Below are 12,523 nucleotides of genomic sequence, written 5' to 3'. Positions count from 1 at the left end.
AGGCGATCGCGCGACCACGGCCACAAGTTCGTACGAAGTGAACGGTGACGCACCCCTGGACCGGTCTCTAGCGTATGGGCCCAATCGATATCCCCGCCGGGGGCACAGCGCGGTGAACGGCGGGCTCCTCAGGCCGATACGGAAGGCCCATGCCGATGATCCGTGTGCGCTCGCTCGCCGTCGCTCTGTCAGCGACGCTGATGTTTTCCACGGTCGCCGCCTGCAGTTCGGACGGCGACGACTCCCCGAAGAACGTGTCCGCGAAGACCGCCGCCCTGGGCACGCTCACGCCCGGCGTCATCAAGGTGGCCGTCCAGCCGTACGCGCCCTACACCACCGTCCAGGGCGGCAGAATCGTCGGCCTGGACGGCGATATCCTCGCCTACGCGGCCAAGAAGCTGGGCCTCCAAGTCAAGCCGCAGGTAACGGACTTCGCCGGCATGCTCGCCGGAGTGCAGTCCCGCCGGGTGGACATGACCATCGGCGGTGTCGCATGGTCCGCCGACCGGCAGAAGCAGGGACTGTTCACCGACCCGCCCTACTACTCGCCCCCGGCGATGGCCGTGCGCAGCGGCAAGACCTACAAAACGGTGAACGACCTCGAGGGCCTCAACCTGGGCACGGTCGAGGGCTACGTCTGGGTCAAGTCCATCCAGGCCGTGCCCGGCGCCAGGCTGCACGCCTACCCGGACGCCACCGGCGTCTTCGACGACCTCGGCGCCGGCCGCGTCGACGTCGGTTTCCTCGACCCGCTGATCATCATCGCCGCGCAGAAACAGCGCCCGGAGCTGAAGATCAGGACGGAGTACCTGACGCCGCCGACCGCAGCCGAGGTCAGGGCCAAGCCCGCCTACGCGTACTTCCAGCCGTACCAGACCGGCTTCTGCCTCCCCAAGAAGGCCACGAAGCTGGAGAAGGCGGTCTCCGCGCAGATCGACGCCATGTACGCCAACGGCGAGCTGGCCAAACTCGTCAAGAAGTACGGCGGCGACCCGGAGCAGTTCCTCAAGCCCGCCGCCGACGTCGCCACCTCACGCCGCGGCGTGGACCGGCCCGGCAACTGGACGCCGCCGTCCATCGGCCAGTGAGAACCAGTGAGAACCAGTAACGATCACAGAGGATCAGTGAGGAGCTGACATGTCAGGACTGTTCCAGGTCCCCTGGTCCGGCTACCGGTCCGACCTGCTCGACGCGCTCTGGCGCACCGTCTCCTACACGCTGGTCAGCTTCGCCGGCGCGGTCCTCCTCGGCCTGGCCGTCGCGCTGCTCCGGCTGAACCGGGCCTGGCCCGCACGGGCCGTCGCCGCCGTCTACACCGAGGTGTTCAAGAACGTCCCGCTGTTGGCCATCATCTTCCTGACCTACTTCGGTCTCGCCTCGGCGGGGATCCGGCTGGACGTGTTCACCGCCGGCTGCCTCAGCCTGATCGTCTTCTACGCCGCCTACCTGTCCGAGATCTTCCGCGCCGCGATCAGCGGTGTGCACGCCGGACAGACCGAGGGGGGCGAGGCGCTGGGCCTCGGCAGGGCCGGCATCTTTGCCCATGTCGTCCTGCCACAGGCCGTCCGGCAGGCCCTGCCCGGCACCAACACCATGCTGGTCGACCTGCTCAAGTCCACCTCGCTGCTCGTCACCGTCTCCGCCGCAGAGCTGATGTCGGAGGGGCGCCTCATCACCTCGGCCACCTTCCGGGCGCTGGAGGTGTACCTCGTCATCTCCGCCCTCTACTTCGCCCTGTGCTACCCGCTCTCCCAACTCCTCCTGCTGCTGGAGCGGAAGGTGCGCGCCGGCATCCCCCTGTCCCCCTGGCGACGGCGCCGGATGCGCGCCGCTCGCGCGCTGCTCGCCGCCGACCTCGGCGCGACAGCCGACCCGAAGGAGGCGGCCGTATGACCGAGCCCGTCACCACGGCGAAGACCGTGCCACCGGCCACCACCGAGGCGGTCGTACGGATCGACGGCCTCAGCAAGTCCTTCGACGGCCGCCTGGTACTCGACAACGTCGGCCTGGAGGTCGACCGCGGCCGCATCGTCAGTGTCATCGGACAGAGCGGCGGCGGCAAGACGACCCTGATGCGCTGCGTCAACCTCCTCGAACGCCCCGACCGGGGAACCGTGGAGGTAGCCGGCGAGCTGGTGCACAGCGCCGGCCGCACGGTCTGCCGCGACCTGCCCCGGCTGCGCCGTACCGTCGGCATGGTCTTCCAGCGCTTCAACCTCTTCCCGCACCTGACGGCCGTGGAGAACGTCGTCCTGGCACAGCGCAGGGCCGGTGTGCCGCAGGACGAGGCGCTGGAGCGGGCCGTCACGCTGCTGCGCCGGGTCGGCGTGGCGCACCGCGGCCTCGCCCAGCCCGAGCAGCTCTCGGGCGGAGAACAGCAACGTGTCGCCATCGCACGGGCGTTGGCCCTGCGCCCCGAAGTGCTGCTCTTCGACGAGCCCACCTCCTCCCTCGATCCGGAGGCCACCCGGGAGGTGCTCGGCGTGATGCGCGAACTGGCCGCCGACGGCATGACGATGCTGCTCGTCACCCACGAACTGCCCTTCGCCCGTGAGGTGTCCGACCACCTCGTCTTCGTCGACGGAGGGCGCATCGTGGAGGAGGGCGCACCACGGGACGTGCTCGACCGCCCCGCCCAGGCCCGCACACGAGAGTTCCTCGCCGCGTACGAGTCGGCCTCATGACCGCCCCCGTGGTGGTGCTCGGCGGCGGCGTGGTGGGACTGTGCACCGCGTACTACCTGGCCGAGGCGGGCCTCGCGGTGGAGGTCGTCGAACGGCGCGGCCTGGGCTCCGGGGTGTCGAGGGGCAACGCGGGCTGGATCTGCCTCAGCCACTCGACGCCGGTGCCGGCACCCGGAGTCGTACGGTACGCACTGCGCTCGCTCGGCCGGCCGGACTCGCCCCTGTATCTGCGACCCCTGCCCGACCCGGCCTTCGTGCGCTGGCTGTGGCGGTTCTGGCGCAGCAGCACACCGGCCGCCTTCCGGCGTGGCTACGCGGCGGTCGCCGAGCTGAACCGCACCACCTTCGACCTCTTCGACGGCCTGCGCGAGGCCGGCGTCGACACCACACTGACGCGCCCCGGCATGGTCCACGCCTTCCTCTCCCCGGCCGAGGCCCGTCACCACCTCGCCGTACAACGGGAGATGGCCGACGGACGCTACCCGCTCCCCGACGACGTCACCACCGGGGACGCGGCCCGGCTGCTGGACGACGCGCTGTCGCCCGGGGTGCGCGCCGCCTATCTCGTCGAGGGAGAGGGCGTGGTCGACCCGGAGGCCTTCGCCCGCGGGCTCGGTCAGGCGCTCGCCGCGGCCGGGGTGAAGGTCCACGAGAACGCGGAGGCGGTGGGGTTCAGGACCACCGGGGGCCAAGTCACCGCGGTGCGCACCGAGTTGGGCGAGATCCCGTGCGGCGCGGTCGTGATCGCCGCCGGCATGCGCTCGTCCGGGCTGCTGGGGGCGCTGGGACACCCGCTGCCCCTCCAGGCGGGCAAGGGCTACAGCTTCTCCGTGGACCTGGACCCCGCTCCCCGGCACACCCTCTATTTCGGCGAACGCAGGGCGGTCGCCTCACCGATCGCCGGCACGACACGGATCGGGGGCACGATGGAACTGAGCGGCAACAACAACCGCCTGGACTGGCGCCGCGTGGTCGCCGTAGCCCTCGCCAGCCGACACTACCTGGGCCGCTGGTTCGACGACCCGGACGACCTCGTCGGCCTGATTCGCGACCCCTGGGTCGGCGGCCGGCCGTTCCTCCCCGACGGGCTCCCCGTCATCGATCGTGTCCCCGGCCACGACAACGCCTTCGTGGCCACCGGACACGGCATGCTCGGCGTCACCCTCGGCCCCGTCACCGGCCACACCCTCACCGAGTACGTCCGCACCGGCAACCGCCCCCGGGCCCTGGAACCGTTCCGCTTCGACCGACTGCGCCGTTGAGGACCGCGGTGGTTGTACGGGGACACCCGGTGCGATATCCATGGCCGCATGCTGCGTGGCGACAGAGCCGGTCTGCGGGCCCGGCACGAGGACGACGTTCCCGTACTCCACCGTGAGCCCTATGAGGACGTGGCCACCCGCTCCCGCGCGGACCGGGCCGCGCGGGCGTCGCGGCGGGATGCGGGAGGACGGCCATGACACCGGCGGAGGAACAGTTCGACGACCTGGTGACCGAGTTGCTCGGCCTCCCCGGGGTCACTCCGCCCGGCGGCTCCGGCTCCGGCTTCGGCAGGACCGCACTGCGGGTGCACAGCAAGATCTTCGCGATGCTGGTCCGCGGACGGCTGGTGGTGAAGCTCCCCAAGGAGCGGGTGGACGCGCTGGTCGACGCGGGCGAGGGAGACAACTTCGACGCCAACAAGGGCACGCCCATGAAGGAGTGGTTCAGCCTCTCCCCGGCCTCCCTCCTGACCTGGTCGTCCCTCGCCCGGGAGGCCCTGGCGTTCGTCGGCGCTCAGCACAAGGGCGCCGCCGGAGGCTGAAGCCGTGGCGGCGCTCCTGGGGTGAATCGCGATGCCCGCCGTCCCGATCGCCACTACTGTGCCGAGGACAGCATGATCCTTCCAAGGGGTGACGTGGACTACTTCTTCTACTGCCGGGACCGGCCGGGAACGTGGGCACTGCGGTCGGAACTGACCGAAGATCACTGGGCGTTCATGGACCGGTACGCCGACACGATGATCGCGCGCGGCCCCACGTTCACCGCAGACGGCACCGCGGTCACCGGCAGCATGCACATCGTCGGCCTGCCCGACGAGGCGGCCGCGCACGAGTTCGCGTTCGAAGAACCCAACCACAAGGCCGGTGTCTACGAGGAAGAGGTGCTGGTACGGCGCTGGCGGAACGTCCTGGGCCGCACCATGTGGGAGTTCACGGGGGCAACGGCCGGACATCGACGTTTCCTGATCATCGCGCACGGCAAGCCAGGCACGACCACGGCCCACGCGCCCCTGGACGCGGCCCACCACCGGTACCTCGATCGCGGTTACCGCGAACACCTCATCGCCTACGGCCCGTTGCTGTCCCTGGACGGCGGCGCATGGACGGGCACGGCCCTCCTGGTCGAGCTGCGGGACAGGAGCGCCGCCGAGGCGATGATGGCGGACGAGCCGTACGCCCGCGAAGGCCTCTACGAGAGCGTCGAGATCCACGACTGGGAGTTCGGCGGGCGGCCTGCGGCCTAGCGGCGGTCCGCGGTCTTTTGTTGCGGCAGGCGCTCTTGACAACATGCGTACTGTTTCGCGACGTTTGGTCCTCGGCGTACAGTTCGGAACCTGAGGGTCGACCGCGGAACGACCGTGTACACGGCGCGGAATCGGCTGATACTCAGAGAAGTGGTAGGACGCGGACCATGCGCCGCGGGGGGACGTCACGGGGGGAGCGGTCGCCGATGCGATCAGTGAACAGGGGTCCACACGCTCTACCGGCCTGTGCCGCGGTCGGAACGTCACTCGCGGAGCCTGTGGAAGGGCGGATGATCTGACGTGGACGTCACGATCCACAGAGTCGACGAACTGAACGCCTCTCTGCGCGCGGCCTGGCACCGTGCGATGGACGAGTCGCCCGAATACGCCAACCCTTTCCTGGCGCCGGAGTTCGCGCTCGGGATCGGCCGCTACCGCGCCGGAACCAGGGTCGCGGTCCTGCGTGAGGACGGGCGGCCGGCCGGCTTCCTCCCATTCGAACGCAATGCCTTCGGCGTCGGCAAGGCCATAGGTCTCGGCCTCTCCGACTGCCAGGCGCTCGTGCACCGCCCCGGAGTCACCTGGGAGGCCCAGGAGCTGCTGAAGGCCTGTGGCCTGTCCATCTTCGAGTTCGATCATCTCGTGGAGGAACAGAAGCCGTTCGGGCGCCATGTCACGGGCATGTTCGCCTCTCCGGTCGTCGACCTGAAGCCCGACGAGAGCGGCTACGCCCCATGGCTGCGCGGCGCGTATCCGGGACTGGCCAAGACGACGCTGAAGAAGGAGCGTCGCATCGGGCGGGACGTGGGCGAGCTGCGCTTCGAGTTCGACGAGCGTGATCCGCGGATGCTGCACCGGCTCATGCAGTGGAAGTCCGCCCAGTACCGCAGGACGGGCCGGATGGACCGCTTCGCCCGGCCGTGGATCGTCGACCTGGTGAACCATCTCCACCAGGTCCGGGAGGAGCACTTCACCGGTGTGCTGTCGGTGCTGTACGCCGGTGACCGGCCGGTCGCGGCGCACTTCGGGCCCAGATCGCGCACGGTGCTCGCCGCCTGGTTCACCGCGTACGACCCCGATCTCCACTACTACTCGCCCGGGCTGATGATGCACCTGCGGACGGCGGAGGCGGCGGCCCGGCACGGGATCACGCTCATGGACCTGGGGCGCGGCGACAAGGAGTACAAGGACTGGCTCAAGACCCGGGAGCTGCGCGTGGCGGAAGGATTCGCCAGCCGCCCCCACCCGGTCGCCGCGGCCCACCGGCTGTGGCGCAGACCCGTGCGGGGCCTGCGGAACACGGTCAACGCCCATCCCGAGCTGCGCGCCCCCGCCGACCGTCTGCTGAGGACGGTCGGCACACTGCGCACGTCGAGACGGGCGGACTGAGCCGCCGCGGGGCCCCGCGCCCGCTGAGCGCACATCGACGGCCATCCGCGGCGCCGGCTGCCCGGGTCGACGGTTGCCGGCTGACGCCGATGACCGTCGGCGTCAGCCGGCAGCGAAGTCCGGACCGCCTGCCGGAGCAAGGGTGTAAGCATGTAACACAGCCCTTGGGTAAGCGGAAAGGTCGATCCGTGGCCGACACACTCTCCGGGCCCGACCGCTCCCACGAGGAGCGGGCCGCACTGGACTCCTACTCGCAGATCGTCACCTCGGTCGCCGCCGAGCTCACGCCGAAGGTGGCGGCACTGAACGTCGCGCACCGTCGCCCCAGCGGGCGATTCGTGCAGGGGACCGGTTCCGCGGTGGTCTTCACCGATGACGGCTTCCTGCTCACCAACGCCCATGTCGTCGGGCACTCCGACGCCGGTACGGCGTCCTTCGCCGACGGCACGACCACCCCCTTCCATGTGATCGGCGCCGATCCGCTCTCCGATCTCGCCGTGGTCCGTGCCGACGGACCGACCCCGCCCCCGGTCAGGCTCGGCGAGGCCGACGCCCTGCGGGTGGGGCAGCTGGTCGTGGCCGTCGGCAATCCGCTCGGACTGACCGGCAGCGTCACCGCCGGCGTGGTCAGCGCGCTGGGCCGGTCGCTGCCGGCGAGCGCGGGCAAGGCCACCCGCGTCATCGACGACGTCGTCCAGACCGACGCCACCCTCCATCCGGGCAGCTCGGGTGGCGCCCTCGCCACGGCCGACGGCAGGGTCGTCGGCATCAACACCGCCATCGCCGACGTCGGCCTCGGCCTGGCCGTCCCGGTGAACGGCACCAGCCGCCGGATCATCGCGACCCTGCTCTCCGAGGGCCGGGTCCGCCGCGCCTACCTCGGCCTCGCCGGCATCCCCGCCCCGCTGCCACCGCTGCTGCGGGCCCGCACCGGCCGGCCCACGGGCCTGCGGATCATCGAGGTCGTGCCCGCCTCCCCGGCCGCCCGCGCCGGCCTCCGGGACGGCGACCTGCTGATCACCGCCCACGGCGCACCGGTCACCAGCGCACAGGCACTGCAGCGACTGATGCTCGAGGACGCCATCGGCCGGCCGCTCCCCCTGACCGCGCTGCGCGGCGACGCCCTCGTCGACGTCATCGCCACGCCCGCGGAGCTGGTCGCCGACGACTGAGGCCGAGCGGCACACACTCTCCCCGGGGGACCCGGCCGTGTTGCCGAAACAGCAACAGACAGCGCCCTCGGAGTCCGGTCCGCCGGATGATCGTCGTCCACGCACCTGGTCACGCTCGCCCCGGGAGGAACCATGCCGCAGACCCGCGACGCCGACCGCACCCACCGCCTGGTGCCCACACCGGGCGGCCGTACGCACCTGGTGGAGCAGGGCAGTGGACCCCTGGTGGTGCTCGTGCACGGTTTCCCGGAGTCCTGGTACTCGTGGCGGCACCAGCTGCCGGCCCTGGCCGCCGCGGGCCACCGTGCCGTGGCCCTCGACGTGCGCGGCTACGGGCGCTCCTCCACACCCGGGGACGTGGCGGCGTACCGGATGCTCGACCTGGTGGCGGACAACGCGGCCGTGGTCGACGCCCTCGGTGAGCGGTCCGCGGTGATCGTCGGGCACGACTGGGGCGCGACCATCGCCGCGACCTCGGCTCTGCTCCGGCCCGACGTGTTCCGTGCGGTCGGCCTGCTGAGCGTGCCCTACACCCCGCCCGGCGGCCCGAGGCCCAGTGAGGTCTTCGCGGCGATGGGCGGAGAGGAGGAGTTCTACGTCTCGTACTTCCAGCGGCCCGGCCGTGCCGAGGCGGAGATCGAACCCGACGTCCGGGGCTGGCTCGCCGGCTTCTACGCCGCCCTGTCGGCCGACACGATGCCCGCACCCGGCGCGCCCGATCCGCACTTCGTCGGCCGCGGCGGGACGCTGCGCGACAGGTTCCCGGGGGACGGACTGCCGGACTGGCTCGGTGAGCACGAACTCGACGTCTACGCCGAGGAGTTCGAGCGGACCGGCCTGACCGGGGCCCTGAACCGCTATCGGAACATGGACCGGGACTGGGAGGACCTGGCCGCCCACCACGGCGCCCCCGTCACACAGCCTTCGCTCTTCGTGGGCGGGTCCCTCGACGCGTCCACCACCTGGCTGTCGGACGCGATCGAGGCGTACCCCGCCACCCTTCCCGGTCTGGCCTCCTCCCACATCCTCGAAGGCTGCGGCCACTGGATCCAGCAGGAGCGCCCCGAGGAGATCAACCGGATCCTGATCGACTGGCTCGGCTCCCTCGACGTCTGATGTCCGTCAAAGCGCGGTGTGAAGACACATGCGGACGGGCGGGACAGCTGATCGCTGTCCCGCCCGCTCGATGACCGGTTCCCGAGGCTACGCGGCGAGGGCGCCGCGCAGGCGCGTGGAGCTTCGGTAGGTGGAGATTCCGACGGCCAGCAGCCAGTAGCTGAGGATCGCCCCCATCAGGGCGGTCGTGCCCCAGCCGTTCGCCGCATAGAAGTTCGCGGGAGTGTTGCCGAAGAACAGGGACGGCACGAACGCCAGGTTGATCGCTGCGAGGACGTACGCCGAGCGGCTGATCCAGCGCGGCAGCATGCCGGTGCGTGCGACGGTGTAACCGACCGTGGTCAGGAAGAGGCCGAGCATCAGCCGGGAGATCGATCCGTAGAGGATGTACGTGCCGTTGACGGTGATCGTCGGATCGATCGGATGGTCGGTGGCAATGACCGCGCCGGCCTCCAGGCCCATGGAGACCAGGGTGATCGTCGCGTAGACCAGCCCGGTGGTGTAGGCCAGCGAACCCGCCCACTCGTAGTCGGGACGTGTGCGCTTGACCAGTTCACGGAATGCCGTCACGAACAGGACCAGGCATGCGAGGCCGATGATCCCGAGGAGCAGCCGGGCCAGGACGTTCGCGTCCGGCGGCGGGCCCGAGTAGACGAAGTACAGGGGCACTTCGACGATGAGCGCGGTCGCGGCGGCGATACCGGCGACGCCCGTCAGGCGCCTGGCGAGAACTTCGTTCATTGTTCTTCCCCCGAGCTGGAGAGGTGGATTGCGAGTCGGTCCCTTTGCCGACGTCATGAATCCTTCCTGCCGCGGGGCTCCGCGTCCCTGGGCCTGGGCGGCGGATGCGGGGTGGTGCTGCCGACACCTCCCCCGGGGGTCCTCAGCCGAGGGCCCGGTCCAGGTTGAACGCCGCACTGATGAGTGCCAGATGCGTGAACGCCTGGGGGAAGTTGCCCTGTTGCTCGCCGGTGTGGCTGATCTCCTCGGCGTACAGGCCGAGATGGTTGGCATAGGTGAGCATCTTCTCGAAGGCGAGGCGCGCCTCGTCGATGCGCCCGGCGTGCACCATGGCCTCGACGTACCAGAACGAGCAGATCGAGAAGGTGCCTTCGTCTCCGCGCAGTCCGTCGGGGCTGGCCAGTGGGTCGTAGCGGTAGACGAGGGAGTCGGACACCAGCTCGTGGGTGAGGGCGTCCAGTGTGGACAGCCACTTGGGGTCGGTGGGCGCGATGAACTTCGTCAGCGGCATCATCAGGACGGACGCGTCCAGCACGTCGCCGTCCTCGTGCTGGATGAACGCCTGCCGGCTCTGCGACCAGCCCCGCTTCATGATCTGCCGGTAGATCGTGTCGCGGGCCTGCCGCCAGCGGGGCAGGTCGCCGGGCAGGCCACGCCGGTTGGCCATCCGGATCGCCCGCTCGATCGCCACCCAGCACATCAGCCGCGAGTACAGGAAGTTCTTGCGGCCTCCGCGGGTCTCCCAGACCCCCTCGTCGGGCTGGTCCCAGTGCGCGCACACCCATTCCACCAGCGTGCACACGTCGTCCCACTGGTCGCTGGAGATGGGCTTGGCCCACTTGTCGTAGAGGTAGATCGAGTCGATGAGCGCGCCGTAGATGTCGAGCTGGAGCTGGTCGGCGGCCGCGTTGCCGACCCGTACCGGTGCGGAGCCGAAATGCCCTTCCAGGTGGTCGAGTTCGCGCTCGGTGAGGTCGGTGCGTCCGTCGATGCCGTACATGATCTGCAAGGGAGCGGACTGTCCGTCGGCGCACGGACTGACGTACTGGGTGAGGAACTTCATGAACGCCTCGGCCTCCTCGGTGAAGCCGAGCCGCAGCAGCGCGTACACGCAGAAGGCGGCGTCGCGCACCCACACGTACCGGTAGTCCCAGTTGCGTTCGCCGCCCAGCTCCTCGGGCAGGCTCGTCGTCGGCGCGGCCACGATCGCGCCGGTGGGCGCGTAGGTGAGCAGCTTCAGGGTGAGGGCGGAGCGGTGCACCATCTCCCGCCAGCGGCCACGGTACTTGGAGGCGGACAGCCACCGCCGCCAGTACGCCACCGTCGTGCCGAACTGCTCCTCGGCCTCGGTCTTCGCACACCGGCGCGGCTCCACGTCACCGCCCACCTGGTCCAGCGCGAACACCGCCGTCTCGCCCTCGGACAGCTTGAAGTCGGCCCGCGCGTCGAGCCCGTCCGCCTCCAGCGGCACGGTCGCCGACAGCGCGAGCGACAGCCCCTCGGACTCGAAGACCGCCGACCCGCCGGCCATGCGCAGGACGTGCGGCCGGGTGCCGTAGTCGAACCGCGGGGCGACCCGGGTGCGGAAGGGGATCGAGCCGCGCACGCACACGACCCGCCGGATCACCCGGTGCCGCTCGGTCTCCACGCCCCCGCCGTTGACCGGCATGAAGTCCTGCACCTCACCGACGCCGTCCTCGGTGAAGAAGCGGGTGATCAGGACGTTCGTGTCGGGGAAGTAGAACTGCTTGGTCCTCGCCGGGACGGCCGCCGCCAGCTCGAAGGACCCGCCGCGCTCGGCGTCCAGGATCGCCGCGAAGACGCTCGGCGCGTCGAAGGCCGAGCAGCAGTACCAGTCGATCGTGCCGTCGGTGCCCACCAGGGCCACACTGCGCAGGTCGCCGATCAGACCGTGCTCTGCGATCGGCAGATATCGGGGGGCACCCCCGGGGGCGCCCTGGTCGATCGCTTCCGAGCTCATCGCAGCCTCCCTGCTCCGACCCGCGTCCCGCTCCCAGCCTAGGCGGACTCGGGCACGTGGGCGCGAGGATCGCTCGGGGCAGGGCGTACTGCGGGGGTCAGACCGCGACGACGGTGATCCCCGCCTCCTCGAAGCCGCGTAGCGTGTCCGGGCTCGCCGCCGAGTCCGTGACGAGGGTGCCCACCGACTCGGCCGCGCAGATCCGGGCGAACGCCCGCCGGCCCAGCTTGCTGGAGTCCGCTGCGACGATCACCCGCTCGGCGCGCTCGCACAGCAGTCGGTTGATCGCGGCCTCCGCCTCGTCGTGCGCGGCGGCACCGTGTGCGGCGTCGAAGGCGACCACGCCGAGCACGGCCACATCGAGGGTGATCTGGCCGAGCACACCGTCCGCGAGCGGCCCGATCAGCTCGTACGACTGCGGGCGCGCGACCCCGCCGGTCACCACGATCTTGAACTGAGGGCGCACGGCAAGCTCGTTGGCGATGTTGAGCGCGTTCGTGACGACCGTGAGCGCCGGAGACCCGGAAGCGAGATCGCTGCGGACGGCGAGCGCGCGCGCCACCTCGGTCGTGGTGGTGCCGCCGGTCAGCCCCACCGCCTCGCCGGGCGCGACGAGATCGGCCACGGCCTTCGCGATCCGCTGCTTCTCGGAGGCGTGCCGGGCCGTCTTGTAGCGCAGCGGCAGTTCGTACGACACTCCGTGCACGACCGCGCCACCCCGGGTGCGGTCCAGCATCTGCTGCTCGGCGAGCTGGTCGAAGTCGCGCCGGATCGTCGCGGCCGAGACCTCCAGCTCGGCGGCCGCGTCCTCGACGTCCAGTCGGCCGCGCTCCACCAGCAGCTCCAGCAGCGCCTTCCAGCGGGCGTCCCGCGACATGCCCACGCTCCGTTCCTCCCGCTCCTCGATCTCCCGGCGACCTTAGCGCACCCCGTC

General features: G+C 70.7%; 12 protein-coding genes and 1 pseudogene. 10 read left to right on the top strand and 3 right to left on the bottom strand.

Annotated features, from left to right (window positions below; translation table 11 throughout):
• Positions 1–149: 149 nt before the first annotated feature.
• From ACYUED_RS03325 to ACYUED_RS03280, 10 genes and pseudogenes are all read left to right on the top strand, one after another.
• A complete protein-coding gene (locus tag ACYUED_RS03325; protein ID WP_491290816.1) occupies positions 150–1,088 on the top strand; it encodes a substrate-binding periplasmic protein in 939 nt (312 codons plus the stop codon).
• A 49-nt stretch (positions 1,089–1,137) separates the two neighbouring features.
• Positions 1,138–1,893 carry an amino acid ABC transporter permease gene (locus ACYUED_RS03320; RefSeq protein ID WP_491290815.1) on the top strand — a complete coding sequence of 252 codons (756 nt, stop codon included), beginning with the start codon at positions 1,138–1,140 and terminating at the stop codon, positions 1,891–1,893.
• Positions 1,890–2,684, top strand: coding sequence for an amino acid ABC transporter ATP-binding protein (locus tag ACYUED_RS03315; RefSeq protein ID WP_491290814.1), 795 nt, complete (start codon positions 1,890–1,892; stop codon positions 2,682–2,684). Before ACYUED_RS03320 ends, ACYUED_RS03315 begins: the two co-directional genes overlap by 4 nt.
• Positions 2,681–3,946 (top strand): NAD(P)/FAD-dependent oxidoreductase, encoded by a 1,266-nt coding sequence (locus ACYUED_RS03310; RefSeq protein WP_491290813.1) that lies wholly within the window; start codon positions 2,681–2,683, stop codon positions 3,944–3,946. Before ACYUED_RS03315 ends, ACYUED_RS03310 begins: the two co-directional genes overlap by 4 nt.
• 48 nt (positions 3,947–3,994) lie before the next feature.
• A pseudogene (locus ACYUED_RS03305) lies at positions 3,995–4,099 on the top strand (GNAT family N-acetyltransferase); the annotation flags it as partial.
• A 41-nt stretch (positions 4,100–4,140) separates the two neighbouring features.
• Positions 4,141–4,488 (top strand): hypothetical protein, encoded by a 348-nt coding sequence (locus tag ACYUED_RS03300; protein ID WP_491290812.1) that lies wholly within the window; start codon positions 4,141–4,143, stop codon positions 4,486–4,488.
• Positions 4,489–4,581: 93 nt separating this feature from the next.
• Positions 4,582–5,190: a YciI family protein gene (locus ACYUED_RS03295; protein WP_491294822.1), complete on the top strand. Its 609-nt coding sequence runs from the start codon at positions 4,582–4,584 to the stop codon at positions 5,188–5,190.
• A 300-nt stretch (positions 5,191–5,490) separates the two neighbouring features.
• Positions 5,491–6,579: a GNAT family N-acetyltransferase gene (locus ACYUED_RS03290; RefSeq protein ID WP_491290811.1), complete on the top strand. Its 1,089-nt coding sequence runs from the start codon at positions 5,491–5,493 to the stop codon at positions 6,577–6,579.
• Positions 6,580–6,767: 188 nt separating this feature from the next.
• Positions 6,768–7,751, top strand: a complete 984-nt coding sequence (locus ACYUED_RS03285; RefSeq protein ID WP_491290810.1) for a S1C family serine protease — start codon at positions 6,768–6,770, stop codon at positions 7,749–7,751.
• A gap of 132 nt (positions 7,752–7,883) precedes the next feature.
• On the top strand, positions 7,884–8,867 hold the full coding sequence (locus ACYUED_RS03280) for an alpha/beta fold hydrolase (protein WP_491290809.1): 984 nt from the start codon (positions 7,884–7,886) through the stop codon (positions 8,865–8,867).
• A gap of 87 nt (positions 8,868–8,954) precedes the next feature.
• On the opposite strand, the gene ACYUED_RS03275 is transcribed toward ACYUED_RS03280, so the two are convergent.
• The 3 genes from ACYUED_RS03275 to ACYUED_RS03265 form a co-directional block, all read right to left on the bottom strand.
• Positions 8,955–9,608, bottom strand: a complete 654-nt coding sequence (locus ACYUED_RS03275) for a hypothetical protein (RefSeq protein WP_491290808.1) — start codon at positions 9,606–9,608, stop codon at positions 8,955–8,957.
• A gap of 142 nt (positions 9,609–9,750) precedes the next feature.
• Complete coding sequence (locus tag ACYUED_RS03270) at positions 9,751–11,589, bottom strand: glycoside hydrolase family 15 protein (RefSeq protein ID WP_491290807.1); 1,839 nt, start codon at positions 11,587–11,589, stop codon at positions 9,751–9,753.
• 97 nt (positions 11,590–11,686) lie between these two features.
• Positions 11,687–12,466 carry a DeoR/GlpR family DNA-binding transcription regulator gene (locus ACYUED_RS03265; RefSeq protein ID WP_491290806.1) on the bottom strand — a complete coding sequence of 260 codons (780 nt, stop codon included), beginning with the start codon at positions 12,464–12,466 and terminating at the stop codon, positions 11,687–11,689.
• Between the last annotated feature and the right edge of the window lie 57 nt (positions 12,467–12,523).

It is taken from the genome of Streptomyces sp. DF42 (genome assembly GCF_058267695.1).
This window is presented reverse-complemented; position numbering and strand designations above follow the sequence as displayed.

What these genes read in the sequence shown, in the direction of transcription:
- ACYUED_RS03325 (WP_491290816.1), top strand. Translation starts at nt 150, where the DNA reads ATGCCGATGATCCGTGTGCGCTCGCTCGCCGTCGCTCTGTCAGCGACG.
- ACYUED_RS03320 (WP_491290815.1), top strand. Translation starts at nt 1,138, where the DNA reads ATGTCAGGACTGTTCCAGGTCCCCTGGTCCGGCTACCGGTCCGACCTG.
- ACYUED_RS03315 (WP_491290814.1), top strand. Translation starts at nt 1,890, where the DNA reads ATGACCGAGCCCGTCACCACGGCGAAGACCGTGCCACCGGCCACCACC.
- ACYUED_RS03310 (WP_491290813.1), top strand. Translation starts at nt 2,681, where the DNA reads ATGACCGCCCCCGTGGTGGTGCTCGGCGGCGGCGTGGTGGGACTGTGC.
- ACYUED_RS03300 (WP_491290812.1), top strand. Translation starts at nt 4,141, where the DNA reads ATGACACCGGCGGAGGAACAGTTCGACGACCTGGTGACCGAGTTGCTC.
- ACYUED_RS03280 (WP_491290809.1), top strand. Translation starts at nt 7,884, where the DNA reads ATGCCGCAGACCCGCGACGCCGACCGCACCCACCGCCTGGTGCCCACA.
- ACYUED_RS03275 (WP_491290808.1), bottom strand. Translation starts at nt 9,608, where the DNA reads ATGAACGAAGTTCTCGCCAGGCGCCTGACGGGCGTCGCCGGTATCGCC.
- ACYUED_RS03270 (WP_491290807.1), bottom strand. Translation starts at nt 11,589, where the DNA reads ATGAGCTCGGAAGCGATCGACCAGGGCGCCCCCGGGGGTGCCCCCCGA.
- ACYUED_RS03265 (WP_491290806.1), bottom strand. Translation starts at nt 12,466, where the DNA reads ATGTCGCGGGACGCCCGCTGGAAGGCGCTGCTGGAGCTGCTGGTGGAG.